This window comes from Streptomyces sp. NPDC046977 (assembly GCF_040644455.1).
Taxonomy (GTDB): Bacteria; Actinomycetota; Actinomycetes; order Streptomycetales; family Streptomycetaceae; genus Actinacidiphila.
The window spans coordinates 221,794-245,951 of sequence record NZ_JBEYWO010000005.1 but is presented as its reverse complement, the minus strand read 5'-3'; the positions used below and the strand labels follow the sequence as shown (position 1 = coordinate 245,951).

At 73.5% G+C, this 24,158-nt stretch carries 24 protein-coding genes and 1 pseudogene; 12 read left to right on the top strand and 13 right to left on the bottom strand.

Translation table 11 applies throughout. The annotated features are described in order from the left end of the window. The first annotated feature begins 22 nt into the window (after window positions 1-22). The gene (gene paaN / locus ABZ883_RS10375; protein WP_360904677.1) at window positions 23-1,699 is read left to right on the top strand and encodes a phenylacetic acid degradation protein PaaN; all 1,677 of its coding nucleotides are present in this window, start codon (window positions 23-25) and stop codon (window positions 1,697-1,699) included. A gap of 42 nt (window positions 1,700-1,741) precedes the next feature. On the opposite strand, the gene ABZ883_RS10370 is transcribed toward paaN, so the two are convergent. Then, on the bottom strand, window positions 1,742-2,308 hold the full coding sequence (locus tag ABZ883_RS10370) for a CGNR zinc finger domain-containing protein (RefSeq protein ID WP_360904674.1): 567 nt from the start codon (window positions 2,306-2,308) through the stop codon (window positions 1,742-1,744). A gap of 125 nt (window positions 2,309-2,433) precedes the next feature. Here ABZ883_RS10370 and ABZ883_RS10365 point away from each other — a divergent pair, with 125 nt between their 5' ends. The 3 genes from ABZ883_RS10365 to ABZ883_RS10355 are packed head-to-tail and all read left to right on the top strand — an operon-like array spanning window position 2,434 to window position 4,676. Then, the gene (locus ABZ883_RS10365) at window positions 2,434-2,895 is read left to right on the top strand and encodes a VOC family protein (protein WP_360904672.1); all 462 of its coding nucleotides are present in this window, start codon (window positions 2,434-2,436) and stop codon (window positions 2,893-2,895) included. Window positions 2,896-2,950: 55 nt separating this feature from the next. Continuing rightward, window positions 2,951-3,868, top strand: a complete 918-nt coding sequence (locus tag ABZ883_RS10360) for a pyridoxamine 5'-phosphate oxidase family protein (RefSeq protein ID WP_360904669.1) — start codon at window positions 2,951-2,953, stop codon at window positions 3,866-3,868. Between the two features lie 22 nt (window positions 3,869-3,890). Beyond that, on the top strand, window positions 3,891-4,676 hold the full coding sequence (locus ABZ883_RS10355; RefSeq protein ID WP_360904667.1) for a TrmH family RNA methyltransferase: 786 nt from the start codon (window positions 3,891-3,893) through the stop codon (window positions 4,674-4,676). Here ABZ883_RS10355 and ABZ883_RS10350 read toward each other — a convergent pair. Together ABZ883_RS10350 and ABZ883_RS10345 are read right to left on the bottom strand one after the other, a co-directional pair. Then, window positions 4,657-5,886, bottom strand: a complete 1,230-nt coding sequence (locus ABZ883_RS10350) for an HTTM domain-containing protein (RefSeq protein WP_360905128.1) — start codon at window positions 5,884-5,886, stop codon at window positions 4,657-4,659. The genes ABZ883_RS10355 and ABZ883_RS10350 overlap by 20 nt on opposite strands. Window positions 5,887-5,981: 95 nt before the next feature. Further along, entirely contained in the window at window positions 5,982-6,662 is a 681-nt protein-coding gene (locus tag ABZ883_RS10345) for a DUF5819 family protein (protein ID WP_360904664.1), read from the bottom strand. Between the two features lie 297 nt (window positions 6,663-6,959). Here ABZ883_RS10345 and paaA point away from each other — a divergent pair, with 297 nt between their 5' ends. From paaA to ABZ883_RS10320, 5 genes are read left to right on the top strand one after another with little or no spacing between them, the layout of a single operon-like run. Then, window positions 6,960-7,964, top strand: a complete 1,005-nt coding sequence (gene paaA, locus ABZ883_RS10340) for a 1,2-phenylacetyl-CoA epoxidase subunit PaaA (protein WP_360904661.1) — start codon at window positions 6,960-6,962, stop codon at window positions 7,962-7,964. Then, window positions 7,961-8,254, top strand: coding sequence for a 1,2-phenylacetyl-CoA epoxidase subunit PaaB (paaB, locus tag ABZ883_RS10335; RefSeq protein ID WP_360904658.1), 294 nt, complete (start codon window positions 7,961-7,963; stop codon window positions 8,252-8,254). The genes paaA and paaB overlap by 4 nt, the downstream gene beginning before the upstream one ends. Then, window positions 8,251-8,967, top strand: coding sequence for a 1,2-phenylacetyl-CoA epoxidase subunit PaaC (paaC, locus tag ABZ883_RS10330; protein ID WP_360904655.1), 717 nt, complete (start codon window positions 8,251-8,253; stop codon window positions 8,965-8,967). Before paaB ends, paaC begins: the two co-directional genes overlap by 4 nt. Beyond that, complete coding sequence (gene paaD, locus ABZ883_RS10325) at window positions 8,961-9,464, top strand: 1,2-phenylacetyl-CoA epoxidase subunit PaaD (RefSeq protein WP_360904652.1); 504 nt, start codon at window positions 8,961-8,963, stop codon at window positions 9,462-9,464. The genes paaC and paaD overlap by 7 nt, the downstream gene beginning before the upstream one ends. After that, window positions 9,465-10,544, top strand: coding sequence for a 2Fe-2S iron-sulfur cluster-binding protein (locus tag ABZ883_RS10320; protein WP_360904649.1), 1,080 nt, complete (start codon window positions 9,465-9,467; stop codon window positions 10,542-10,544). Between the two features lie 53 nt (window positions 10,545-10,597). Here the strand turns inward: ABZ883_RS10320 and ABZ883_RS10315 are convergent, their stop codons facing one another. The 3 genes from ABZ883_RS10315 to ABZ883_RS10305 form a co-directional block, all read right to left on the bottom strand. Further along, window positions 10,598-10,930, bottom strand: a complete 333-nt coding sequence (locus ABZ883_RS10315; RefSeq protein ID WP_360904646.1) for a rhodanese-like domain-containing protein — start codon at window positions 10,928-10,930, stop codon at window positions 10,598-10,600. Window positions 10,931-10,978: 48 nt separating this feature from the next. Beyond that, entirely contained in the window at window positions 10,979-11,788 is an 810-nt protein-coding gene (locus ABZ883_RS10310; RefSeq protein WP_360904643.1) for a hypothetical protein, read from the bottom strand. A gap of 240 nt (window positions 11,789-12,028) precedes the next feature. Then, a complete protein-coding gene (locus ABZ883_RS10305) occupies window positions 12,029-13,441 on the bottom strand; it encodes a DUF2252 domain-containing protein (RefSeq protein ID WP_360904640.1) in 1,413 nt (470 codons plus the stop codon). 179 nt (window positions 13,442-13,620) lie between these two features. Between ABZ883_RS10305 and ABZ883_RS10300 the strand changes: the two genes are divergently transcribed. Continuing rightward, window positions 13,621-16,146, top strand: a complete 2,526-nt coding sequence (locus ABZ883_RS10300; RefSeq protein WP_360904637.1) for a SpoIIE family protein phosphatase — start codon at window positions 13,621-13,623, stop codon at window positions 16,144-16,146. A 192-nt stretch (window positions 16,147-16,338) separates the two neighbouring features. Here ABZ883_RS10300 and ABZ883_RS10295 read toward each other — a convergent pair. Both ABZ883_RS10295 and ABZ883_RS10290 read right to left on the bottom strand, forming a co-directional pair. After that, a pseudogene (locus ABZ883_RS10295) lies at window positions 16,339-16,449 on the bottom strand (transcriptional regulator); the annotation flags it as partial. A 237-nt stretch (window positions 16,450-16,686) separates the two neighbouring features. Beyond that, on the bottom strand, window positions 16,687-17,070 hold the full coding sequence (locus ABZ883_RS10290) for a helix-turn-helix domain-containing protein (protein WP_360904634.1): 384 nt from the start codon (window positions 17,068-17,070) through the stop codon (window positions 16,687-16,689). A 129-nt stretch (window positions 17,071-17,199) separates the two neighbouring features. Between ABZ883_RS10290 and ABZ883_RS10285 the strand changes: the two genes are divergently transcribed. Then, on the top strand, window positions 17,200-17,817 hold the full coding sequence (locus ABZ883_RS10285) for an NAD(P)H-dependent oxidoreductase (RefSeq protein WP_360904631.1): 618 nt from the start codon (window positions 17,200-17,202) through the stop codon (window positions 17,815-17,817). 166 nt (window positions 17,818-17,983) lie between these two features. Here ABZ883_RS10285 and ABZ883_RS10280 read toward each other — a convergent pair whose 3' ends face one another. The 4 genes from ABZ883_RS10280 to ABZ883_RS10265 form a co-directional block, all read right to left on the bottom strand. After that, window positions 17,984-18,559, bottom strand: a complete 576-nt coding sequence (locus ABZ883_RS10280; protein ID WP_360904628.1) for a TerD family protein — start codon at window positions 18,557-18,559, stop codon at window positions 17,984-17,986. 131 nt (window positions 18,560-18,690) lie between these two features. After that, window positions 18,691-19,359, bottom strand: coding sequence for a TetR/AcrR family transcriptional regulator (locus ABZ883_RS10275; protein WP_360904625.1), 669 nt, complete (start codon window positions 19,357-19,359; stop codon window positions 18,691-18,693). A gap of 90 nt (window positions 19,360-19,449) precedes the next feature. Then, window positions 19,450-20,676, bottom strand: coding sequence for a helix-turn-helix domain-containing protein (locus ABZ883_RS10270; RefSeq protein ID WP_360904622.1), 1,227 nt, complete (start codon window positions 20,674-20,676; stop codon window positions 19,450-19,452). Then, window positions 20,673-21,902, bottom strand: coding sequence for a helix-turn-helix domain-containing protein (locus ABZ883_RS10265; protein WP_360904619.1), 1,230 nt, complete (start codon window positions 21,900-21,902; stop codon window positions 20,673-20,675). The genes ABZ883_RS10270 and ABZ883_RS10265 overlap by 4 nt, the downstream gene beginning before the upstream one ends. Window positions 21,903-22,274: 372 nt before the next feature. Between ABZ883_RS10265 and ABZ883_RS10260 the strand changes: the two genes are divergently transcribed. Then, on the top strand, window positions 22,275-23,540 hold the full coding sequence (locus tag ABZ883_RS10260) for an ABC transporter substrate-binding protein (protein WP_360904616.1): 1,266 nt from the start codon (window positions 22,275-22,277) through the stop codon (window positions 23,538-23,540). A 103-nt stretch (window positions 23,541-23,643) separates the two neighbouring features. Here the strand turns inward: ABZ883_RS10260 and ABZ883_RS10255 are convergent, their stop codons facing one another. Further along, entirely contained in the window at window positions 23,644-24,135 is a 492-nt protein-coding gene (locus tag ABZ883_RS10255; protein ID WP_360904613.1) for a MarR family transcriptional regulator, read from the bottom strand. Between the last annotated feature and the right edge of the window lie 23 nt (window positions 24,136-24,158).

The following is a 24,158-nucleotide window of genomic DNA, read 5'->3' as shown; positions in this document are numbered from 1 at the left end:
CTCGACGAGGAGTTGGCCCCCCATGGCTGCCGTTCTCACCGCTGTCCCGCTGATCGAAAAGCATCGCGGGACGCTCGACAAGGCCCTCGAGGCAATCCGTACTCGCGAGTACTGGTCTCCGTACCCCGAGCACCCCAAGGCATACGCCGACGCGGAGACCGGGAAGGCCGCGTTCGACGCCCTCCACGGCACCCGCTTCGACCTGGGGCAGCCCGGCACCGACGGCTGGACCGGCGGTGAGCTCTCCCCGTACGGGATCGAGCTCGGCACGGAGTACCCGCACCCCGACGTGGACGTGCTGCTCCCCGCGATGCGGGCCGCCATGCCGGCCTGGCGCGAGGCGGGCCCCGAGACGCGCGCCCTGGTGTGCCTGGAGATCCTGGCGCGGATCAACGCGCGCACCACGGAGATGGCCCACGCGGTCATGCACACCTCCGGCCAGGCCTTCATGATGGCGTTCCAGGCCGGCGGCCCGCACGCCCAGGACCGCGGCCTGGAGGCCGTCGCGTACGCCTACGCGGAGCAGGTGCGCACCCCGGGCGCGGCCGAGTGGACCAAGCCGCAGGGCAAGCGGGACCCGCTGGTCCTGCGCAAGGCCTTCACGGCGGTGCCGCGCGGCGTCGCGCTGGTGATCGGCTGCAACACCTTCCCGACGTGGAACGGCTACCCGGGCCTGTTCGCCTCCCTGGCGACCGGCAACCCCGTGCTGGTCAAGCCGCACCCGCGGGCCGTGCTGCCGCTCGCGCTGACCGTGCGCATCGCGCGCGAGGTGCTCGCCGAGACCGGGTTCGACCCGAACCTGGTGTGCCTGGCGGCCGAGCGCCCCGGTGAGGGCCTGGCCAAGACCCTCGCCCTGCGGCCGGAGATCCGCATCATCGACTACACCGGCTCCACCGCCTTCGGCGACTGGCTGGAGGCCAACGCCCGCCAAGCGCAGGTCTACACCGAGAAGGCCGGCGTCAACACCGTCCTGATCGACTCCACGGACGACTACAAGGGCCTGCTGTCCAACCTGGCCTTCTCGCTGTCGCTCTACAGCGGCCAGATGTGCACCACCCCGCAGAATTTCCTCATCCCCCGCGACGGCGTGCCGACCGACGCCGGCCACAAGAGCTTCGACGAGGTGACGGCCGACCTCGCGGCGGCCGTGAGCGGTCTGCTCGGCGACGACGCCCGCGCCAACGCCCTGCTCGGCGCCCTGGTCAACCCCGATGTGAAGGCCCGGCTGGAGGCCGCCGCCTCTCTCGGCGAGGTCGCCCTGGCCTCGCGCGAGGTCGCCCACCCCGAGTTCCCCGGCGCCGTGGTCCGCACCCCGCTGATGGTCAAGCTGGACGGCGCCAAGCCGGACGACGAGGCCGCCTATATGTCGGAGTGCTTCGGGCCGGTGTCCTTCGCCGTGGCCATGGACTCCACGGACGACGCGCTGGAGCTCCTGCGGCGCACCGTCCGCGAGAAGGGCGCCATGACGGTCGGCGCGTACACGACCTCTCCCGATGTGGAGGGGAAGGTGGAGGAGGTCTGCCTGGAGGAGGCCGCCCAGCTCTCCCTCAACCTGACCGGCGGGGTGTACGTCAACCAGACCGCCGCGTTCTCCGACTTCCACGGCTCGGGCGGCAACCCCGCCGCCAACGCCGCGCTGTGCGACGGCGCCTTCGTCGCGAACCGCTTCCGGGTCATCGAGGTCCGCCGCCCCGCCTGATCCGCGAACGCCCTCACCACTGCCCCGTCCGGAGGAGCCCTGTCACTCCGGACGGGGCTCCTTTGTGCGTGCGTGGTGCCGCGACGCCTTGGCGCGGTTGCCGCACACCGCCATCGAGCACCAGCGGCGCCGGCCGTTCTGCGAGGTGTCGAAGAAGTGCAGGACGCAGCGGTCGTGGGCGCAGGCCCGGATCCGCCCCGGATCGGCGGCCAGCAGCTCCAGGTAGTCGTTGACGGCGATCCACGGTGCCCGCCAGGCCGGCAGGTCGGTCTCGACCTCCTCCGCCGGACGCCCGTCGGGCCCGACGAGACGCCGGACCCGCCCGTGGGCGAGCACCGCGTTCAGCCCGTCCAGCGCCTGCCGCGACGGTGCCCCGGGGTCGCGCACCGCCACCGCGAGTGCCTCCCGGGCCGCGAGCAGTGCCTCCCGTGCCCCCGCGTCCTGCGGGCAGTGCCCCGCGAGCTTGTTCGCCTCCAGCCAGACCGTCAGTCCGTCGGGCTCGGCCAGCAGGTCCCGCGGCCCGTCACCGGTCATCCACCGCGTGTTGAGCAGGTCCAGCGAAACGGGTTCCCCGGGCAGCGGGCGCGGATCGATCACGGGCGACGACATGACCCCCACCCTAACCCCCTTAGGGGTTGATACCGGTTGACCGTCTTCAGGCTAACCCTTACGTTCGTAGAGAACGGTTAGCCCGGATCAGCCGGGCGACCACGACCGAGGGAGTCACCGCCCCCATGACCACAGCCGCCGCACCCACCTCCCTGCAGACGGGCCACGTCGGCCTCAACGTCACGGACCTCGACCGCTCGCTCGCCTTCTACCAGCGGGTCTTCGGCTTCGATGCCGCCGAGGGCGCCGACGGGGACCGCCGCTGGGCGTTCCTGTCGCTGGGCGGCGCCCTGGTCCTGACCCTGTGGCAGCAGAGCGAGGGCGACTTCGCCGCGTCCCGGCCGGGCCTGCACCACCTGTCCTTCCAGGTCGACTCGGTCGAGGAGGTTCGCACCGCCGAGGACGTGCTGCGCGAGCTCGGCGCCTCCTTCGCCCACGACGGTGTGGTCCCGCACGGCGAGGGCGCCCCGTCCGGCGGCATCTTCTTCGCCGACCCGGACGGCATCCGGCTGGAGATCTTCACCGCCTCCGGCGCCGACACCGCCCCCGCACCGCACGCGGAAGCCCCCACCTGCGGGTTCTTCTAACCGCGCGCAGCGCACTCGCGCACGTCCCGACCCGCTGCCCAGGAAGGACCACGGCATGACGACCGACACGGCGAGCACCTACCACCCCGGCGAGCGGGCCGTGCAGGCCCGCGCCGGCGTCCTGGTCCGCGCCGACCATGTGGGCCGCGGCATCCGTGACGACGTCCCGGCCGTCGCCGCAGCCTTCCTGGAACAGCGCCGGATGATCGTCGTCGGCGCCGCCGACGCGCGGGGACGGCTGTGGGCCTCGCTGCTCACCGGCCCGCCCGGCTTCGTGAGCTCCCCCGACGCGCACACGGTCGCCGTCGCCGCCCGGCCGCACCCCGACGACCCGCTGGCCGCGGCCCTCGCGGGCCCGGCCCGGGTCGGGATGATCGCCGTCGAACCGGAGACCCGGCGCCGCATGCGGGTCAACGGCACCGCCCGCCCGGACGGCGACGGCCTGCTGATCCGTACCGAGCAGGTGTACGCCAACTGCCCCAAGTACATCCAGCGACGGGAGCTGACCGCCGCGGGGCTGTCCCCGGTCACCGGCGGCCGGGCCACGCACGGCAGCGGACTGACCGCCGCCCAGCAGGAATGGATCCGCGCCGCGGACACCTTCTTCGTCGCGACGTCCGGCCCCGACGGCGCCGCCGACGCCTCCCATCGCGGTGGCAACCCCGGCTTTGTGACGGTGGCGGACGCCCACCGGCTGCGCTGGCCGGAGTACAGCGGCAACTCCATGTTCATGACGCTGGGCAACATCACCACCCGGCCCGCCACCGGGCTGCTCTTCCCCGACTGGCGGACCGGCGGCGTCCTGATGCTGACCGGTACGGCCCGCGTCGCATGGGACGACGACCCGGACGGCGAGGACGGACGCGGCGTGGACTTCACCGTCACCGAGGCCGTCGAGCTGCCCGGCCTCAGCACCCTGCGCTGGGGCGCCCCCGAGTTCTCCCCCGCCAATCCGCCGGTCCGGGAGGCCTGAGCGCTGCCCCTAGGCTGAGGCCATGAGCTCGGACGACACCCGGCGGATCACCCGGGAATGGCGGGAGGCCGCACCCGGGGCCGTTCTGCTGGACGGCTTCCACGCGCTGAAACACGCGCTGCGCTTCGGGGCCCGGATCCACACCGTGCTCACGTCCGACAAGGCCGCGGTCCTGGCCCTGGCGGCCGACCTGGCCGAGGACGTGGCCGACGACGTCGGCAGCCTGGCCGTCGAGGTCCCGGCGGACGTCCTGCGCGAACTCGTGCCCCGGATCCACCCCACGGGCATCGCGGCCCTCGCCGCGCGCCCCGGCCGGGAGGCGAATCTGCGCGTCCTGTCCGAGCAGCCGCGCAAGGCGCCCGTCGTCGTCCTCGACGGCCCGCGCAATCTCGGCAACGTCGGCGCCGTCATCCGCCTCGCGGCCGGCTTCGGTGCCACCGGAGTCGTCACGGTCGGCGGCCCCGACGACCTGGACCCCTGGCACCCGAACGTCGTACGGGCCGGGGCCGGGCTGCACTACGCGACCGCGGTGGAGCGGCTGACCCCCGACGCGCTGCCGCCGGGACCGCTCTACGTCCTGGACCCCGAGGGCGAGGACATCCGCCGCGTGGCCCTCCCCGACGACGCGCTGCTGGCCTTCGGCTCGGAGCGGCACGGGATCTCGCCCGGTCTGCGGGCCAGGGCCACCCGGCTGCTGGCCGTGCCGATGCGCCCCCAGGTCTCCAGCTTCAACCTCGCGACGACGGTCGGCATGGCCCTGTTCCACTGGCTGCCGGACACGGCCGCCGTCACACCGGCAGGTCCGTAGCCGCGGGCTCCGCGGAGCCGCGGCCGGGGGCCGGCACCACGGGGCGCCCGACGGCGTCGCCACCGCCCGCCCGTCCCCGGCGCACCAGCCGGCCGGCGCGGTCGCCGGCCCAGCGCAGGAAGCCCGTCGGGAGGAAAACCGCGTCGGCCGCGATCATCGCCAGGGAGAAGATCGGCAGGCCGAGGACGAAGGCGATCGAGGCGTGCTCGACGATCATCAGCGCGAGCAGCACGTTCTTCACACGGCGGTTGAAGAGGGTGAACGGGAAGGCGACCTGGACGATCACCGTCCCGTACGTGATCACCATGACCATCAGGCCGCTGCTCGCCAGCGCGTGCGACAGCTCCGGCCACGGGCTGAAGTCGTCCAGGTGGAGCGGGTAGTACAGCGCGGTGCCGTCCTGCCAGCGCGACCCCTGGATCTTGTACCAGCCGGCCGTGGCGTAGATCAGGCACACCTCGACGACGATGACCAGCATCGCCGCGTTGTGCGTGATGTTGGCGAACACGTCGAGGAGCGTGCGCGGCTCGCCGGGCGCGTAGCGGCGCACCGCCCACCACACCGCCTGGAGCAGCAGGACGCCCCACAGGAACGGGGTCCAGCCGAGCCACGGCAGCATCCCGTCGGCCCAGGTCAGGCCTGTGCTGCCGAGCAACTGCGCGATCAGGAGGAACAGGCCCAGGACGATCCACAGGGCGACCCCCGCGGCCTCGCCCTCCCGCTCGTCCCCGCTCCGCGCGCGGCGGCGGGCGTCGAGCGACCACACCTGCCCGCAGCGGGTGAAGACCAGGTAGATCGCCATCAGGTGGACGACGTTGTCGCCGCCGTCCCCCATGAAGACGCTGCGGTTCTGCAGCGACAGCACGCCGATCATGAACAGCAGCGAGGCGGTCCGGGTGCGCCAGCCCAGCAGCAGCATGACGCTCGCGGCGATGGCGGCGGCGTAGACGAACTCGAACCAGACCCGACCGTCGCTCCACATCAGGACGGTGAAGGCGTGGTTGTCCGCGATCAGCCGGCTCGCCTGCGTCCAGCCCCACACGCCGTCGGGCCCGTAGAGCTCGTCACGGTGCGGGAACTCGCGGAGCAGGAACAGCAGCCAGGTCAGCGCGATGCCGATCCGGACGACCGCGCTCTGGTACGGGCCGATGGCGGTCCCGGTGACACGGACGAGGGCGCGCGTCAGCCCGCGGTCGGCCGCGGTGGCCAGACCCGCGAAGGGCGAGGGCACCTCGGGCCGAGCGGGAACAGGCTCAGGGGCGGGAGCCGGGGCGGCGGAGTGGTCCGGAGTGTTCACGGGCTCGGTCACGACGCGTCCTCCTGCCCCGCGGCGGCGGACTGGCTCCGCGGGGTCACGAACCACCACGGGAGCACCTGGAAGGTGGTGCGCGTGTCGGTGTTCTCGGGGTTCCAGACCGGTGCGGCGACCGCCGTGGTGCCGGTGCGCACCTGGACGCGCTCCACGTCACCGCCGTTGAGCCGGGGGCCGAGGCGCCGCTCCACGATCCGTTGCAGGTACTCGCGGCTGAGGTCGCCGCGCAGGCCGATCGGCTTGTTCCGGTCGCCGTGCGTGGTGCTGTAGAAGGTCCAGGCCCGGCGCAGCTCGTTCTGCTGGGTGTGGCTCGGGGCGACGTTGTGCCGGATCGCGACGATGTCCATGGCCGTGAGGTCGACCCAGCCGGTGGTCTCCTCGGTGGCGTCCGCCTTGCGGACCTGGGCGCGCGCCCACACGTGGATGTTCTGCTGGAGCGGGTTGGGCGCGAAAAGCTTCCAGTTCTGCTCGAACTCGGGGTAGACGTAGTCGCCGACCAGGTCTCCGTGCTGCTTGGAGAGCGTGTTCTCCGGGGCGACGTGCAGGAACACCATGAGGAGGTGCACGGACACCCCGACCAGCGCCGCGGCCAGCGCGAACGCGACCGCGATCCGAGAGGGCCGCGACAGCGCGAATATCCCGGTCGCTCCCCCGGGCCCTTCGGGTGGCTCCATGGTGGCTCTCGCTCCTGTTCCCGTGCGTCCGGCGGGTCCGGCGCACCCGGCGGGTCGGGCGTCCCGCTCGGTTCACTCAGCACGGAACGGTACTCATGCCACACAGCGGCGGTACAGCCGTCCCGGTCTTCGGTACCGGCCGACGGGCTCCCCGGCGGCAGTCCCGGGAGCGCCACGAGGGGGAGCGGCGCCCCTGACTCGGGGTTTTCCACAGGTCCCGCCCGGCCTTGACACCCTCCCGGGCACCCCCGACCATTGAACCGAACGATCGGTCGGTCGGGAGGGAAGGGGCTTGGCATGACGACAGCGGCCGCGGCCGGGGAGACCACGGAGACCACGGAAACGGAATCCGGACTCCTCGCCGCATTCGACGCGGCGGTCGCCGCCGACGCGAGGATCGAGCCTCGCGACTGGATGCCGGACGCCTACCGGGCCACGCTGGTCCGGCAGATGGCACAGCACGCCCATTCAGAGATCATCGGCATGCAGCCGGAGGCCAACTGGATCACCCGCGCGCCCTCCCTGCGGCGCAAGGCCATCCTCATGGCCAAGGTCCAGGACGAGGCCGGCCACGGCCTGTACCTCTACAGCGCCACCGAGACCCTCGGCGTCAGCCGCGACGAGCTGCTCGACAAGCTCCACGCCGGCCGTCAGCGCTACTCCTCGATCTTCAACTACCCCACGCTGACCTGGGCCGACGTCGGCGCCATCGGCTGGCTCGTGGACGGTGCCGCGATCACCAACCAGGTGCCGCTGTGCCGCTGCTCCTACGGCCCGTACGCCCGCGCCATGATCCGCATCTGCAAGGAGGAGTCCTTCCACCAGCGCCAGGGGTACGAGCTGCTGCTCGCCCTCAGCAAGGGCACCGCCGAGCAGCACGCCATGGCCCAGGACGCCGTCGACCGCTGGTGGTGGCCGTCGCTGATGATGTTCGGCCCGCCGGACGGCGAGTCCGCCCACTCCGCCCAGTCCACGACCTGGAAGATCAAGCGGCACTCCAACGACGAGTTGCGCCAGCGCTTCGTGGACATCTGCGTCCCCCAGGCCGAGATCCTCGGCCTCACGCTCCCAGACCCCGACCTGCGGTGGAACGAGGAGCGCGGCTGCCACGACTACGGAGCCATCGACTGGACCGAGTTCCAGGAAGTCCTGCGCGGCAACGGGCCGTGCAACGAACAGCGCCTGAGCCAGCGGCGCACCGCCCACGAGGAGGGCGCGTGGGTCCGCGAGGCGGCCGCCGCCCACGCGGCCAAGCAGCAAGCGGCCCGTCGCACGGCCGGGACCGAAGGGGGAGAGCGATGACGACCAGCGCCCAGGAGTGGCCGCTGTGGGAGGTCTTCGTCCGCAGCCGACGCGGACTGAGCCACACCCACGCCGGCAGCCTGCACGCCCCGGACGCCACCATGGCGCTGCGGCAGGCCCGCGACCTGTACACCCGGCGCAGCGAGGGCGTCTCCATCTGGGTGGTCCCGTCCACCCAGATCACCGCGTCCTCGCCCGACGAGAAGGACCCCTTCTTCGCCCCGTCCGCGGACAAGCCCTACCGCCACCCGACCTTCTACGAGATCCCCGAGGGAGTGGAGCACCTGTGAACGCCGCACTCGTACTGGGGGACGACGCGCTGGTGCTCGCGCAGCGCCTGGGGGAGTGGGCGGGGCACGCCCCGGTCCTGGAGGAGGAGGTCGCCCTCGCCAACATCGCCCTCGACCTGCTCGGCCAGGCCCGCGTGCTGCTCTCCCTCGCCGGTGACGAGGACGCACTCGCCTACCTGCGCGAGGAGCGGGAGTTCCGCAACCTCCAGCTCGTCGAGCAGCCCAACGGCGACTTCGCCCACACCATCGCCCGCCAGCTCTACTTCTCCCTCCACCAGGAGCTGATGTACGGCGAACTGGCCCGCGCCAAGGGCGGCCCCGAGGTGACCGGTCTCGCCGCCCTCGCCGGCAAGGCCGTCAAGGAGGTCGCCTACCACCGCGACCACGCCGTCCAGTGGACCCTGCGCCTCGGCGACGGCACGGAGGAGAGCCGGACCCGGATGCAGCGCGCCCTGGACACCCTGTGGCGCTACACCGGCGAGATGTTCCAGCCGGTCGAAGGCCTGCCGGTGGCCCTCCCGCAGCTGCGCGAGCCCTGGTTCGCCGCGCTCTCCGACGTCCTCGGGCGGGCCACGCTGGCCGTCCCCGAGGGTCCCAGCACAACGCCCTGGTCCGCAGGGGCCGGGCGGCAGGGCATCCACACCGAGCCCTTCGGGCGGATGCTCGCGGAGATGCAGCACCTCCACCGCGCACACCCGGGGGCGACATGGTGACCGCGGGCCTCAGCGCGCTCGAGGCGGAGCTCCGCGCGGCCGTCGGCGCCGTCCCCGACCCCGAGCTGCCCGTCCTCACCCTCCAGGACCTCGGCATCCTCCGGGACGTCCACCTCACCGGCCCGGGCAGCGTCGAGGTCGAGCTCACCCCGACCTACACCGCCTGTCCCGCCCTGGACACCATGGCCGCGGACGTGACGCAGGTGCTGCGTGAGCGCGGTATGACCGAGGTGTCGGTCCGCACCGTGCTCTCACCGCCCTGGTCCACCGACGCGATCACCGACGAGGGCCGCCGCAAGCTCAGCGCGTACGGCATCGCTCCCCCGCGGACCGCCGCGCCCGGCAGCGGGCCGATACCGCTGGAGCTCGCGGTGCGGTGCCCGCACTGCGGCTCCCTCGACACCGTCCTGCTCAACCGCTTCTCGTCCACCTCGTGCAAGGCGCTGCGCCGCTGCGAGAGCTGCCGCGAGCCGTTCGACCACTTCAAGGAGCTGTAGATGGCACCCGTCCCCGGGGCGCATGGCGCCTTCCACCCGCTGCGGGTGGCGGAGGTCGACCGGCTCACGGACGACGCGGTGGCCGTCACCCTCGAAGTGCCCGAGGAACTGGGCGAGATCTACCGCTACACCCCCGGCCAGCACATCGCCCTGCGCCGCACGGCCGACGGCCGCGAGATCCGGCGGACGTACTCCCTGTGCGACCCGGCGCCGCTCGGGACCGCGCCGCGCACCCTGCGGGTGGGCGTGCGGCTCGTGGAGGAGGGCGAGTTCTCGACCTTCGCCCACAAGGAACTCGCGGTGGGCGACGTCCTGGAGGCGATGAGCCCGGCCGGGCGCTTCGTCCTGCACCCGCGGCCGGGGCACTTCGCGGCGGTCGTCGGCGGCAGCGGGATCACCCCCGTGCTGTCGATCGCCTCGACCCTGCTGGCCCGTCAGCGCGACGCCCGGTTCTGCCTGATCCGCAGCGACCGCACCGCGGCGTCAACGATGTTCCTCGAAGAGGTCGCCGACCTGAAGGACCGCTACCCGGACCGCTTCCAGCTGGTCACCGTGCTCTCCCGGGAGGAGCAGCAGGCGGGGCTGCCGTCCGGCCGGCTCGACGAGGAGCGGCTGACCGGCCTGCTGCCGTCTTTGCTGCCGGTCGAGCGGATCGACGGCTGGTTCCTGTGCGGCCCCTACGGGCTCGTGCAGGGTGCCGAGCGGGCGCTGCGCGGCCTCGGGGTGACCCGCGGCCGCATCCATGAGGAGATCTTCCACGTGGACGCCGCACCGGTGACCGCCGCGGCCGCCGGTGCCCACGAGGGCGCCACCGTACGCGCGACCCTCGACGGGCGGGCCGGAAGCTGGCCCTCGCAGGGCGGCGAGTCGGTGCTGGAGACGGTCCTCCGCAACCGGGCGGACGCGCCCTATGCCTGCAAGGGCGGGGTGTGCGGGACCTGCCGCTCCCGGCTGGTCTCCGGCGAGGTGCGGATGGCCCGGAACTTCGCCCTGGAGCCCGAGGAGATCGAGGCGGGATACGTGCTGGCCTGCCAGTCGCACCCGGTCACCGCCTCCGTGGAGGTGGACTTCGACGCCTGACCGGCCCCCTCGGGACACCTGACCCCGCGGCCGGGGCAGCCCGGCCGCAGGGCTCAGAGCACGTACGCCTGGTCGCCGCCGTCCGCCACCAGCGGGCGGCCCGCGGCCTCCCAGCCGAGCATGCCGCCGTCGACGTTCACCGCGTCGATCCCCTGCGCGATCAGGTACTGCGCGACCTGCGCCGACCGGCCGCCGACCCGGCAGACCACGTGCACCCGGCGGTCCTCCGGCAGCTCCGCGAGACGGGCCACGACCTCGCCCATCGGGATGTGCACCGCGTGCTCGGCGTGCCCCGCGTTCCACTCGTCGTGCTCGCGGACGTCCAGCAGATAGCCGTCGGCCGGCACCTGCACGGGCTCCACCGCGGGCAGCTGGGCGTTGAACATGAAAAGGACTCCTTCGATAGGGCGTGCGGTCCGACGGTACCCCGGACGCTACTCGGGGCCCTTCTGGGAGCGGACGAGCTCCGCGAGCCGCGCCTCGCGGTTGGCGACCTGGTTGAGCAGGCTCTCGGCGATCTCGTTCAGCAGACCGTCCGGATCGTCCGGGGAGAGCTTCATCATCTGCGCGATCGCGCTCTCCTCCAGCTCCGCCGCCACGGCGGCGAGCTGCTCCTTGCGCTGCGCCAGCCACTCCAGCCGGGCGTAGAGGACCTCGCCCTCGCTGGGCTGCTGCTCCTCCGGCACCGGGCCGGCCTCCCACTCGGCCGCCAGTTCGCGCAGCCGCTCCTCGTCGGCGTAGGCGTACGCCTCGTTGACCCGGGCGATGAACTCGCTGCGGCGCTCCTGCTCCGCCTCGTCCTGCGCCAGGTCCGGGTGCGCCTTGCGGGCCAGCTCGCGGTAGAGGCGCTGCGCCTCCTTGCCGGGCCGGACGCGGCGCGGCGGGTGGGGGTCCTCGACGGGACGGACGCCGTCGGAGCCGAGCAGACCTCCGAACAGTTCTTCGACCCCCGGCATGGGCATCACAAGAGCCCGGGCCTCCCAGGCACGGCGGATGTCGTCCCGGTCTCCGCTGTTGGCGGCGACCGCCTCGGCGATCAGTGCGTCGAGCTCGTCGAGCCGGGCATACATGGGCCCGAGCTTCTGATGGTGCAGCCGGGAGAAGTTCTCGACCTCCACCCGGAAGGTCTCCACCGCGATCTCGAACTCGATCAGTGCGTGCTCGGCGGCCCGCACGGCCTGCGCCAGCCGGTCCTGCGGATCGGAGGAGGCGGCGGTCGTCTCAGTGCCGGAGGTTTTCTTCACCGGTCCAGCCTACGAGGCCGAACGGGTGCCGGTCACAAGGTCCGTGAGCCCGCTCACGCCCCACGCGCTCCGTCGGCGCGCTCCTGTGCGCTCCGGCGCGCGCCCCGCGCACATGAGCGCACCCGGACACCCCACCATCGTCCCGCGGAACACATGCCCCCGATGCGCTCCGGGACCGCCCCCGCAGGCCCCCCGCGCCCCGCTCGCCGACCCGGCCTCGGATCCCCGCCGGGAACCGCCTCAGACGCCCGTCTCCGCCGCGATCCGCCCCGCCCGCACCGCCGCCAGCAGCTCCGCGTGGTCCGCCTCCGTACGGTCCGCGTACGCGACCGCGAACGACGCCACCGCCTCGTCCAACTGCTCGCCCTTGCCGCAGTAGGCCGCGATCAGCCGCGGGTCCGCGTTGTGCGCGTGCGCCCGGGCCAGCAGCGCCCCGGTCATCCGCGCGTAGTCGTCGATCAGCCCGGCGCGCAGCGACGCGGGGTCGACGCTGCCCTTGCGGTTGCGGAACTGCCGCACCTGGTACGGGCGCCCCTCCACGTCCGCCCACCCCAGCAGGCTGTCGCTGACGACCTGCATCCGCTTCTGCCCCATCACCACGCGCCGCCCCTCGTGCCCGGCCGCGGGCGTGCCGAAGCCGGCCCGCGCCAGGTGCGGCAAGAGGGCCGACGGCCGTGCCTCCTTCACCTGGAGCACCAGCGGCTCCCCGTGGTGGTCCAGAAGCAGCACCACGTACGAGCGCGTGCCCACGCTGCCGGTCCCGACCACCCGGAACGCCACGTCGTGCACCGCGTACCGGGACAGCAGCGGCCACCGGTCCTCGCCGACCGTGGCCAGGTAGCCCTCCAGGGACAGCGCGCCCGCGACGGCCACCGCCTCCGCGTCGGGCACCCGGCGCAGCACGGGTGGCGCGTCGACGAAGCGCCGGCCGCCGCCCCCGTCCGGCTCGGTGGCACGGGCGGCGAACTTGGCGCTGGTGTTGCGCCGTGCCTTCTCGCCGACCCGGCGCAGCGTGCCGGCCAGGTCACGGGCGTCGGCGTGGGTGACCAGTGCCTCGTCGGCGATGGCGTGCCAGCCCTCCATCACCGGCAGCTTGGCCAGCAGCCGCATGGTGCGCCGGTACGCGCCGACCGCGTCGAAGGCGGCGCCGCGGCAGATGTCCTCGTCCGCGCCGGCCTCGCGTCCGGCGAGCACCAGGGAGACGGCGAGCCGCTTGACGTCCCATTCCCAGGGGCCGTGCACGGTCTCGTCGAAGTCGTTGATGTCGATGACCAGGCGGCCGCCGTGGTCGCCGTACAGGCCGAAGTTGGCGGCGTGGGCGTCGCCGCAGATCTGGGTGCCGACGCCGGTGACCGGGGTGCCGGCGAGGTCGCCCGCCATGAGTCCGGCCGAGCCGCGCAGGAACGCGAAGGGGCTCGCGGCCATCCGCCCCACCCGCAGCGGCACCAGCCCGGGGATGCGCCCCTCGCTGGAGGCGAGCACCGATTCCACGGCCCCCTGCCGGCCGTCCTCGGGCGCGAGTTCGGCGTGCGTCTCGCGCGGCACCCGCCGGCGCAGGGCCCGGCCCTGCTCCTTGGGGGCGCCGTCGTGCGGCCACCGCGCGAACCCGGGGATGTGCGGAATTCTGTGCTCCGCCTGCTGCACCTGCTCCACGCGCCTCTCCACCGATTCGGGCCATGCCCGGTTGGTCACTCCTGGGGGCAATCTAGCCATTTACCGGACCGCGTCCGTTGTTTCATGCTTGCCTGAACACGAACGAACCGACCCTGATTGCTCCTTCAGCCTTCCGCGCCGAACCGCAGCCGAACCGCAGGTACCCGACGTTGGATGAGATGACCAGGCTCCCTGCCACCGCCACCACCACCGCGCTCGCGGCCACGGGTGTGTCCGCCCTGCTGCGCCTCGCCGTCGTGTGCGTCGACCCCGACGGGGACATCTCGTACTGGAACCGCGGCGCCGAGGAGCTGTTCGGGCACCGCTGGGAAGGCGTGTTCGGCCGCCCGTCGACCGGTCTGCTGCCGCACGCCCCGGGCGCGGCCGGGCCGTCCGGAGCCCCGGGACCGGCAGTCCCGCCGGGGCCGCCCGGCCGGTCCACCGCCACCGGGCAGGACGTCCTGGAGCTGCTGGACGACCTCACGGAGCCCGCGTGGGCGGGCAGCCTGCCGGCCACCGACCGCGACGGCGCGGTCAAGGACGTGATGTGGTGGTCGTACCGGATCATGGAGCCGGCCGGCCGCAGCCTGCTGCTGATCGCCGCCAACGCCCGTCCACTGCGCGACACCGGGCCCCGGCTGGCGCTCGGCGACCGCCTCCTGCCGTACGCCGCCGACAGTTCGGTGCTGCGCGGGGGCGTCCGTGTCGCCGCACGCCTCGCGCCGGTCCCCGATCCCGGGCACGCCGGGCACCTGGCGGCCCGGCTCGGCTCGGTGCTGCCCCGGGTCAGCGCGGGCCGGCTGGAGCGGATCATGCAGCAGATCGTCCCGCTGGGGTACCCGGCCGTCGAGGTGGACGGCACGCTGCCGCTGCCGGTCCTGCCCGAGGAGTACGAGGCCGGCGCGGTGCGGGCCGCGCCCGCCAACCCCGGCACCGGCCGCACCGCCCGGGCGACCCGCCCCGCGTACCGCGAGCTGCTCCCGGGCCCGCGCACCGACGGCGCCCCGCCGGCGCTCGCCCCCGCCCTCGCTCCGGCGCTCGCCCCCGGGCATGTGCTGGACGAGCAGCTGGCGCTGCTCCGCGAGACGGGCGCCAAGGTCGGTTCCACCCTGGACCTGGAGACGACGGCGCGGGAGCTGTGCGCGGTCACGGTGCCGCGGTTCGCCGACTTCGCGGCGGTGCTCGTCGTGGACCAGCTGTTCTCCGACACCGAGCTGCCCAAGGACGACCGCGCGGGGGACACGATCATCGCCCGCCGGGTGGCGGTCGCGCACACCGCGGCGACCCCCGGTTCGTGGGCGGCCGCCCTGCCGGAGGGCGAGTTGATCCCGTTGCCCGCCGACAGCACCCCGCGCATCGGGGAGCCCCTGGTCGTGCCGGTGATAGACCCCGCGATCGCCCGCGACATCGCCGTGGACCTGGGAGTACCGGGACTCGGGCCGCTGCTGCCGGACCGCTCGATGATCGTGGTGCCGCTGACGGCACGCGGCACGGTGCTGGGCCGGATGTGCTTCCTGCGGCACCCGGGCCGTCGCCCCTTCGACGCCAAGGACGCCGCGACGGCCTCCGAGGTGGCCGCGCGCGGCGCCGTCCACCTGGACAACGCGCGGCTGCACCGGATGGAGTCGCGGGCCGCGGCCACCCTTCAGCGCAGCATGATGCCGACCCGGCCGCCGCGCCTGCCCGGGGTGCGGATCGCCCACCGCTACATGCCCGGTGACCGCCAGGCGCAAGTGGGCGGCGACTGGTTCGACGCCATCCAGCTGCCGGGCGGCCGGGTCGCGCTGATCGTCGGCGACGTGATGGGGCACGGTCTGCTGTCGGCCGCGGTGATGGGCCAGTTCCGGACCTCGGTGATCACCATGGCCGCGCTCGACCTGCCGCCCGCCCAGCTGCTGCGCCACCTGGACAACCTCGCCCACCGGCTCGGCGCCGAGCACCTGGCGACCTGCGTGTACGCGGTCTACGACCCGATCCACCGCACTCTGACCCTGGCCAACGCCGGTCACATCCCGCCGGTGCTGGCCCGGCACGACGGCCGCAGCGAGCTGCTGCAGATCCCCAAGGGCGCCCCGATCGGGGTGGGCGGTGTGCCCTTCGAGACGGTGGAGATCCCGGTCCCGGACGGCAGTTGGCTGGTGCTGTGCACCGACGGGCTGGTGGAGGTGCGCGGGCAGGGCATAGACGCCGGTCTGGCGGCCCTCTGCGCCAACGTCATCGAGCCGCAGCAGACCCCGGAGGACGTCTGCGAGCAGATCCTCAGCCGCGTCCACTCCGACGACCGGCGTGACGACGTGGCACTGCTCGTCGCCAACTTCCAAGGCATTCCGTCGCAGGACGTCGCCGAGTGGCAGCTGGCGCTGGACCCGTCCGACGTCGGCAGGGCGCGGGCGCTCACCCGCGCGCAGCTGGCGGAATGGGGGCTGGAAACGCTCGCCGATCTGACCGAGCTGCTGGTCAGCGAGTTGGTGACGAATGCGCTGCGGGCCGCCTCGCACGAGGTCTCGCTGCGGTTGATGCGGGTCGGCAAGCTGCTGGTCGAGGTGAGCGACGACGACCACAACCTGCCGCATCTGCGGCGTGCGGACGCCGACGACGAGGAGGGCCGCGGGCTGGCGCTGGTGAGCAACCTCTCACGGCGCTGGGGCACCAGCCGCAAGGCCGTCGGCAAGGTCGTCTGGTTCGAACTGCCACTGCCCTCCTGAGCACCGGCGCCCCGGGCGACGACGCCCGGCAGACGTCGGTCACCTGGAGGCCGACGTCCGTGCCGCCGGCGGCACGTATGGGGAGGCGGCCGGTCTCCGGCTCCCGCGAACCCGCCGAGGCGGGGCAGCTGGTGGGGATGCTCGCCGGGGAGCCCGCCGCCGCCATCGGGCCGGAGCTCGGTGCAGGGGTTCTCACCCGGCACGTGATTCTCCGCCCAGGGCCGGCCCGAGGGCCTCGCCCGCCTCGGTCAGCCGGTAGCCGACCCGCAACGACGGCCCCGCATCCACCTCGCGGACGACCACAGGCCGCCCAGTTCGAGCTGCCACTGCCCTCCTGAACGGCAGCACCCCGGGCGACAACGCCCGACACACGTCGGTCAGCAGGCATCGGGCGAAAGGGCCTCGCCCGCTTCCGTCAGCCGGTAGCCGACCCGCAACGACGGCCCCGCATCCACCTCGCAAACGGCCGCAGGCCGCCCGGTTCGAACTACCGCCGCTCTGCCCGGAACCCGGGCAACGACGACCGGCACGCGCAGCTCATCAGGCGTCGGGCCGGAGCTCGGTGCAGGGGTTCTCGCCGGGCAGATGGTTCTCGGCCCAGCGGCCGAGTTCGCCCAGGGCCGGGCCGAGGGCCTCGCCCGCCTCGGTCAGCCGGTAGCTGACCCGCAGCGGCGGCCCGGCATCCACCTCACGGACGACCAGTCCGGCCTCGGCCAGCTCCGTGAGCCGGTCGGAGAGCATGCGCTCGCTGATCCCGGGGATGGCCCGCCGCAGCTCGGCGAAGTAGGCCGGCCGCTGTGTGAGAACCGCCACGACCAGGCCGGTCCAGCGCTTGCCGAGAAGCCCGAACACGCGCGTCAGCCCGCTGTCCACGCGTGCGCACTGCTCGGGCGGATGGTCCGCCTGCTCGATCCCCTGTGCCATGCCCCCACGATACCGCCCTTGTCACTAGCGGCTGCAGAAAAGTAAGCTCCTGTGATAGCAATAGCTCCGCACGAAGACATAGCTGCGAAGTTTTCTTTCAGAGCAAAGCAAAAGGAAGTGAGCACCCCCATGCCCACGCTGCTGCACATCGACTCGTCCATCTGGCCCGCCGAGGGCTCCGCCTCACGGGACGTCGCCGCCACCTTCCGCAAGGAGTGGGAGGCCCAGCACCCGGGCGGCGAGGTGATCTACCGGGACCTCTCCGCCGAACCGGTGCCGCACATCGACGCCGCCGCCTACACCGCGGGCGCCGAGCACCCGGTCCGGAACGAGCTCGCCGACGAGCTGGAGCGCGCGGACGCCGTGCTGATCAGCGCGCCGATGTACAACTACACAATCCCGTCGACCCTGAAGGCCTGGCTGGACCAGGTGATCATCCTGGGCCGCACCGCGGGTGAGCACCCCTCGGCGGCCGACACCCCGGTGGTCGTCGTCGCCAGCCGCGGCGGCGGTTACGGCCCGGGGACACCGCGCGCCGACTTCGAGTTCGTCACCAACTACCTGGAGAAGGTGCTCACCGGGGGCCTCGGCATCAAGGAACTGCACTTCATCGTTCCGGAGCTGACCCTGGCCCGGGTCGTGCCCGCGATGGCCGACCTGGTCGAGCTCTCCGACGCCTCCAAGGCCTCCGCCCACGAGCAGGCCGGCGCCAAGGCCAAGGAGCTCGCCTCGCGCATCGCCGCCTGACCGCGGCGGCGGCCGAGCCGCTCCACCCAGAACGGCCGCGGCACCCCCGAGCCGCGGACCCCCGACACGCGAAGGGCCGCGTGGCAGTTGCCACGCGGCCCTTCGCCGTCGTCATCGCGGGCCCTGGACCCGCGTGCCGTACGTGCGCCCACCGGGGCGCGGGACGTCAGAGGTTGACGCCAAAGTCCTGTGCGATGCCGCGCAGGCCGGAGGCGTACCCCTGGCCGACGGCGCGGAACTTCCACTCGGCGCCGTTGCGGTAGAGCTCGCCGAAGACCATGGCGGTCTCGGTGGAGGCGTCCTCGGTGAGGTCGTAGCGGGCGAGCTCGTTGTTGTCGGCCTGGTTCACCACGCGGATGAACGCGTTGCGGACCTGACCGAAGGACTGCTGGCGGCTCTCGGCGTCGTAGATCGACACCGGGAAGACGATCTTGGAGACCTCGGCCGGGACCGTCACCAGGTTCACCTTGACCTGCTCGTCGTCGCCCTCGCCCTCACCCGTGAGGTTGTCGCCGGTGTGCTCCACCGAACCCTCGGGGCTCTTGAGGTTGTTGAAGAAGATGAAGTGCTTGTCCGAGACGACCTTGCTGTCGGCGTCGACCAGCAGCGCGCTCGCGTCGAGGTCGAAGTCCGTGCCGGTGGTCGTGCGCACGTCCCAGCCGAGACCGACGGTGACCGCGGTCAGTCCCGGGGCCTCCTTGGTCAGCGAGACATTGCCGCCCTTGGAAAGGCTGACACCCATGGGATCTCCCTGCTCAATCCGGCGCGGGCCGCGCCCCTTGACGATTCCTTTGCCCATCGCGTACAACGGGCCGCCCCACGCGCGGGTTCCCGCCGCCGCGCCGCTTCACCTGAGTGCCGCAGCGCCGCTCGTCACAGTGTCCGTACGCTCTCCAGCTCCGCCGCGAACAGCAGCGCGGGATCGAAGCCCATCCCGGTGAAGTGGCCGGCGAGCTCCAGCGAGAGCACGCCGTGCAGTCGCGTCCACACCGCCAGGGCCCGGCGCAGCCCCGCCTCCGGGGCGGGGTGGCCGCCGGTCCACTCCCGGTGCGCGGCGAGGTGTTCGTCCAGGGCCGGGCCGGCCGGGCCGGAGCAGGCCCCGGGCGCCGCGGCGGCGGGTTCCGCGCAGGCGTCGAGCAGCGTCGCCATGATCTCCCGGGCGATGCCGGTGATGTCGTCGGGCGCCCGGTAGCCCGGCACGGGCGTGCCGTACACGAGGAAGTAGCGCTGCGGGTCCTCCAGGGCCCAGTGGCGCAGGGCGTGCGCCAGGCCGGGGAGCCCCGGCTCCGCCCGGGCGGCCGCGGCGAAGGCGTCGGCGAGGCTGCGGTAGGCGTCGCGGACGAGTTCGGTGATCAGGTCGTCGCGGCCGGCGAAGTAGCGGTAGAGCGCGGGGCCGCTCATGCCCATCTGCTTGGCGATCCCGTTGAGGGAGAGCGCCGAGGCCCCCGCCGCGGCGATCTGCTCCCAGGCGCGTTCCTTGATCTCCGCGCGGACCTGGCTGCGGTACCGCTCCCGCGGGGTCGTCGTCCTCGGGTCCGCCATGCTCCGCCGCCTTCCGTCCGCCGCACTGCCCGGGCCATCTGAGCTATACCCGCACAGCGAAGTGAGAACCTATCACCCACTCGGGGCGGCTCAGGCGGCGTCCGTACGGAGCGCGTCCAGGGCCAGCGTCAGGTCCACCAGGTCCCGGGGGTGGGTGAGCCGCCGCCCCGTGAGCAGTTCGAGGCGGTGCAGCCGGTTGAGGACGGTGTTGCGGTGGCAGTCCATGCGCTCCGCGGCGGCGCGCGGCGATCCGCCGCAGTCCATCCAGGCGGCGAACGTGCCCAGCAGGCAGTCCCGTTCGTCCTCGGGCAGGTCCCGCAGCGGACCGAGCACCCGGCCGGCCAGCTCGCCGGCGAACGGCCGGTCCGAGGCGATCAGAGCGTCCGGGATGCGCTCCTCCCAGAGCACCACCTCCCCGTCGGCCGTGCAGGCGGGCAGGGCCAGTTCGGCCAGCGCCCGGGAGCGGTGCAGCTGCGACAGGCCCGTCACGACCGGCCCGACCCCCGCGCGCAGGCCCGGCACGGTCCGCAGGAACGCGGTGAACGCGGTGGACGCGGTGGACGCGGTCTGCGGCTCCCCCAGCAGCACGACGAGGTACTCGCCCGCCCCCTCCCGCGGCACCCGCAGCAGCCGCCCGCCGGTACCGGACGCGGCGGCGGGGACAGCCGTACGGACCGCGGTCCGTGCCGTGGTCGCGGCGACCGCGAAGCGCCCGTCCACGGGGACGCCCAGGGCCTGCGCCACGGCGCACACGCCCATCCCGTCCGAGCGGCCCTCCAGGAGCGCGGCCAGCAGGGTCGCGGCCGGCGGGCCGCCCGCAACCGTGCCGTCGTCGGACGTCTCGCGGTAGGCCTCGGCCAGGATCGCGGCGTTGCGTTCCCTGAACCCCCACATCCGCGGGGCGACGCGGACCATGAGGCACAGCCGGTCCGGGTCGTGGGCGGCGACGGTGTCCACGAGTTCCTGCCACAGGACCGCGCCGCCCACGGACAGCACGTGCAGCAGCAGTTCCGGCGGCATCCCCAGGGCGGCCTGCCTTCGCCCCACCGTGCCCATGTGCAGGGCGGCGGCGACGTCGCAGCCCGGGTCCACGAGCCGGTCCAGGTGCATCCTGATGATCGTCGCGAAGCCCTCGGGCGAGCAGTCGGGGTTGCCCGCGTGGTCCATGAAGCCGGGGACCTCGGTGCGCAGCCGCGCCGTGACCCGCGCCGCCAGCTCGTCCACCCGTCCCCGCATACGCAGCGCGGCCGCGCGCAGCAGCGCGCTGGCCTCGGCCTCGTCCCGCGCGGCGGCCGCCCCCTCGGTGCGGACGCTCACCGCGGGTGCCCCCCGGCGGCGGGGGCGATGCGCTCGGCGTCGAGGGCGAGCGCCAGGTGCACGACGTCGTGCGGCCGGGACGGCGAGCGGCCGGTGAGCTCCTCCAGCCGCCGCAACCGCCGCCGCAGGGTGTTGGCGTGGCAGAAGAGGGCGGCCGCGGCCCGCTCGACGGAGCCGTCGGAGTCCAGCCAGGTCCCCAGGGTCTCCAGCAGGACGGTCCGCTCGGCCGGGTCGACCGCGTGCAGTCCGCCCAGCACGCCGGAGGCGACCTCGGCCGCCACCTCGGGACGGCGGGCGAGCAGGGCGGCCGGCCAGCGCCGGTCGAGGAGCGCCACCTCCCCGTCGCGTGTGCAGGTGCGCAGGGCGAGTTCCGCGAGGTCCCGGGCGTGCCCGGCGTCGGCGAGCCGCGTCACTTGGGGGCTCAGCCCGGCCCGCGCCCCGTCGGGCACGCCGAGCGCCGACGCGAACGCGTCGACCGGCAGCTCGCCCAGTTCGGCCAGGAGCACCTCGCCGGCCGGCGGGAAGGCGCGGCGCACCCGCACCCCGGCGGGTGTGCCGCTGCGCGCCGGGCCCGGCCGCGGGCGGCGCGAGGTGTTGCGTACGACGGCGACCGCGAAACGGCCGGTCTCCGGGAGGTCCAGTGCCCGGGCGGTCTCCGCGACGTCCCGCGGGCCCACCTGCCCGGCCAGCAGCGCCTCCAGCGCGCGGCGCCCGCGCTGCCGGTGGTGGGTCGCCTCGGCGCGGGCCCGGCCGTGGGCGTCCGCCATCAGCCGGCTGTCCCGTTCGAACAGGTCCCAGACCTCCGCCGCAGCGCGGGCCATCAGCCGGGTGCCCCGCGGTGTGCGGTCCTCACCGGCGCGCACCAGGGACAGCCACAGCTCGTCGCCGCCGGTGCGGTAGGCGCCGATCATCGAGCGGAGCGGGAAGTCCTGCCAGGCCCTGCGCTCGCCCACCCAGGACTGGTACTCGGCGGACACCATGGTGTGCGCCGGGTCGGCGAGCGAGTCCAGCACGGCGGCGACAGCGCCTCCCGCCTCCTCCCGGAACCCGGGCGGCACGAGTCCCGGCTCCCGGTAGGCCGGGTGCCGTTCGCGTATCCGGTCGACGATCCGGTCCGCGAGCGGCACGACCCGCCTGCGGACCTCGCGCGCCGCCGACCGCAGCAGTTCGGCGTGCTCGAGATCGTCCGCGTCGGATGCGGGGCGTGTCGGCGCAGGGGCGGTCATCCGGTCTCCTCCCGGTGCCCGGGGAGCGGCGGTCCGGGGGCGTCACGCGTTTCTACCCGCCGTACGACCGGGGCCGGTAGGCAACCGACGCAACCCTTACCCATTCCGACGGGGATCTCCGCAGGTCACCAGGGATCTCCGCAGGTCACCGAACACGCGGTCGACCGCGCGGCACCCGCTGGCCGCCGGCCCCCGGCGATGGCGGCGCACAGCGCGGCACCGCCGTCGTTGGGAAGCGCCACCAGAAACGGTCCCGCCCCTCGCCCGGCGGCCACGGGATCTCTTCCCATGGAGGCTCCGGTCGAGCGGCTCGTCCCGAGCTCTCCCGGCGGCGTCGGCGCCGACGCCCGTCCCTCTCAAGGAGCACCCCCCGTGACCCGGAAACCCCTCGGTTCCGCCGTTGCCCTCGCGGCCGCCCTCGTCACCCTGCTGTCCGGCTGCGGCACCCTGGGGGCCGCGCCGGGACCCGACGACCGTCCGGTCGACAAGGCGGGGACGACCATCGGTCCCGGCATCACCCCGAGCACCATCCAGCTCGGCGTCCTCACCGACCTGTCCGGCCCGTACGCCCCGCTGGGCCGTTCGGTGCTGCAGGCCGAGCAGCTGTACGTGGACAGGGTGAACGCCTCGGGCGGCGTGTGCGGCCGCAAGCTGAAGCTGATCGTCCGCGACCACGGCTACGACGTGGAGAAGGCCGTCATCCAGTACAGGCAGCTGGAGCCGTCGATCGCGGCGATGCCCGGGCTGCTCGGCTCGTCCATCATCAACGCCCTGATGGCCGACGTCGGGACCGACCAGGTCATGACGATGGCGCTGGGCTACTCCTCGACGCTCCTGGGCCAGTCCACCCTGCAGACCATCAGCGCCACCTACGACATCGACATGATCAACGGCCTGGACTGGGCGGCCGGCGCGTACGGCCTGAAGCGCGGGGACAAGGTCGGCTACCTCTACCTGAAGGGCGACTACGGGCACAACGCCCTGCGCGGAGCGAAGTTCGTGGCCCACGAGAAGCGGCTGAACCTGGTCACCCGGGAGCTCTCGGAGGACCAGAAGGACCTGAGCGCGCAGGTGCACGACCTGGCCGGCGCCGGCGTCAAGGCGGTCCTGATCACCGCGAGTCCGCTGCAGACCGCGTCGGCGGTCGGGAGCGCGGCCGCGCAGGGCCTGCTGGTGCCGTTCCTGTCCAGCGCGGCCGGCTTCCACCCGCAGATGCTCCAGAGCCCCGCGGCCCCGGCGGTGCTGAGCATGCTGCGCCTGGTCGCCCCGACCCCCGCGCTGACCGACCACGCGCCCCAGATCAAGAAACTGGTGGCGGACTACCAGAGGGAGTACCCCGGCCAGCCGCTGGACCAGGGCGTGGAGAACGGCCACAACACCATGGCGGTCGCCGTCCAGGACCTGAAGGAGGCCTGCGCCGACAAGGACCTCAGCCGGGAGGGCATCATCGCCGCTCACCACAAGCTGACCGGCTTCGACCCCGGCATGGGCCCGGCCCTGGACTTCTCCGACCCGTGGCGGCCCAGCGCCACCGCGAGCTACATCCTGAAGCCGGAGAAGGGCGTTCCCGGCGGCCTCGTCGATGTGAAGGGGCCCTTCAAGGTGCCGTCGGTGGAGCAGTACCTCGCCAGGTTCTGACACACCGTCCGCCGGCCGGTCCGCGTCCCGCCCTTGTCCCGTCCCCCGTTCGCGGGGACGTGGGCAAGGGCGGCCGTCGTAGGGCGGCCGCCGGGGCCGGTGGTCAGGCGGGCTCCGCCGGCCGGACGCCGGCGTTGTGCCGGTTGACGTTGACGGTGATGCGGCGGACGAGCTCCTGCGTGGTGGCGATCTCCTCGGGGGTCAGCCCCATGGCCTCGCCGATGGCGGGCGGGACGCTCGCGATGTGCTGGTGCACCGTGACGCCCTGCGGGGTGAGCGCGACCTCGACCACCCGTTCGTCGTCGGCCCGGCGTTCCCTCTTGAGCAGGCCGTTCGCTTCGAGGCGCTTGATCAGCGGGGTGACGGTGCCGTAGTCCAGTTGCAGGGCGGCGACCAGTTCCTTGACGGTCGCGGTGCCGTGCTCGCCGAGGGCGACCAGGACGAGGTACTGGGGGTAGGTCAGTCCCAGCGGGTCGAGCAACGGCCGGTAGGCACCGGTGACGGCCCGCGAGGCCGCGTACAGGGTGAAGCAGAGGTGCTCGTCCAGCAGCGGCGCTGGCCGGCCGGGCCCGGGCACGTGGCGGTCGTCGCTCATGACGGCGTCCCCTTTCTCGAGTT

Excerpts from the sequence above, each read along its gene's own strand:
- paaN (WP_360904677.1), top strand. The coding sequence starts at position 23 with ATGGCTGCCGTTCTCACCGCTGTCCCGCTGATCGAAAAGCATCGCGGG.
- ABZ883_RS10370 (WP_360904674.1), bottom strand. The coding sequence starts at position 2,308 with ATGTCGTCGCCCGTGATCGATCCGCGCCCGCTGCCCGGGGAACCCGTT.
- ABZ883_RS10365 (WP_360904672.1), top strand. The coding sequence starts at position 2,434 with ATGACCACAGCCGCCGCACCCACCTCCCTGCAGACGGGCCACGTCGGC.
- ABZ883_RS10360 (WP_360904669.1), top strand. The coding sequence starts at position 2,951 with ATGACGACCGACACGGCGAGCACCTACCACCCCGGCGAGCGGGCCGTG.
- ABZ883_RS10355 (WP_360904667.1), top strand. The coding sequence starts at position 3,891 with ATGAGCTCGGACGACACCCGGCGGATCACCCGGGAATGGCGGGAGGCC.
- ABZ883_RS10345 (WP_360904664.1), bottom strand. The coding sequence starts at position 6,662 with ATGGAGCCACCCGAAGGGCCCGGGGGAGCGACCGGGATATTCGCGCTG.
- paaA (WP_360904661.1), top strand. The coding sequence starts at position 6,960 with ATGACGACAGCGGCCGCGGCCGGGGAGACCACGGAGACCACGGAAACG.
- paaB (WP_360904658.1), top strand. The coding sequence starts at position 7,961 with ATGACGACCAGCGCCCAGGAGTGGCCGCTGTGGGAGGTCTTCGTCCGC.
- paaD (WP_360904652.1), top strand. The coding sequence starts at position 8,961 with ATGGTGACCGCGGGCCTCAGCGCGCTCGAGGCGGAGCTCCGCGCGGCC.
- ABZ883_RS10320 (WP_360904649.1), top strand. The coding sequence starts at position 9,465 with ATGGCACCCGTCCCCGGGGCGCATGGCGCCTTCCACCCGCTGCGGGTG.
- ABZ883_RS10315 (WP_360904646.1), bottom strand. The coding sequence starts at position 10,930 with ATGTTCAACGCCCAGCTGCCCGCGGTGGAGCCCGTGCAGGTGCCGGCC.
- ABZ883_RS10300 (WP_360904637.1), top strand. The coding sequence starts at position 13,621 with ATGACCAGGCTCCCTGCCACCGCCACCACCACCGCGCTCGCGGCCACG.
- ABZ883_RS10290 (WP_360904634.1), bottom strand. The coding sequence starts at position 17,070 with ATGGCACAGGGGATCGAGCAGGCGGACCATCCGCCCGAGCAGTGCGCA.
- ABZ883_RS10285 (WP_360904631.1), top strand. The coding sequence starts at position 17,200 with ATGCCCACGCTGCTGCACATCGACTCGTCCATCTGGCCCGCCGAGGGC.
- ABZ883_RS10280 (WP_360904628.1), bottom strand. The coding sequence starts at position 18,559 with ATGGGTGTCAGCCTTTCCAAGGGCGGCAATGTCTCGCTGACCAAGGAG.
- ABZ883_RS10275 (WP_360904625.1), bottom strand. The coding sequence starts at position 19,359 with ATGGCGGACCCGAGGACGACGACCCCGCGGGAGCGGTACCGCAGCCAG.
- ABZ883_RS10265 (WP_360904619.1), bottom strand. The coding sequence starts at position 21,902 with ATGACCGCCCCTGCGCCGACACGCCCCGCATCCGACGCGGACGATCTC.
- ABZ883_RS10255 (WP_360904613.1), bottom strand. The coding sequence starts at position 24,135 with ATGAGCGACGACCGCCACGTGCCCGGGCCCGGCCGGCCAGCGCCGCTG.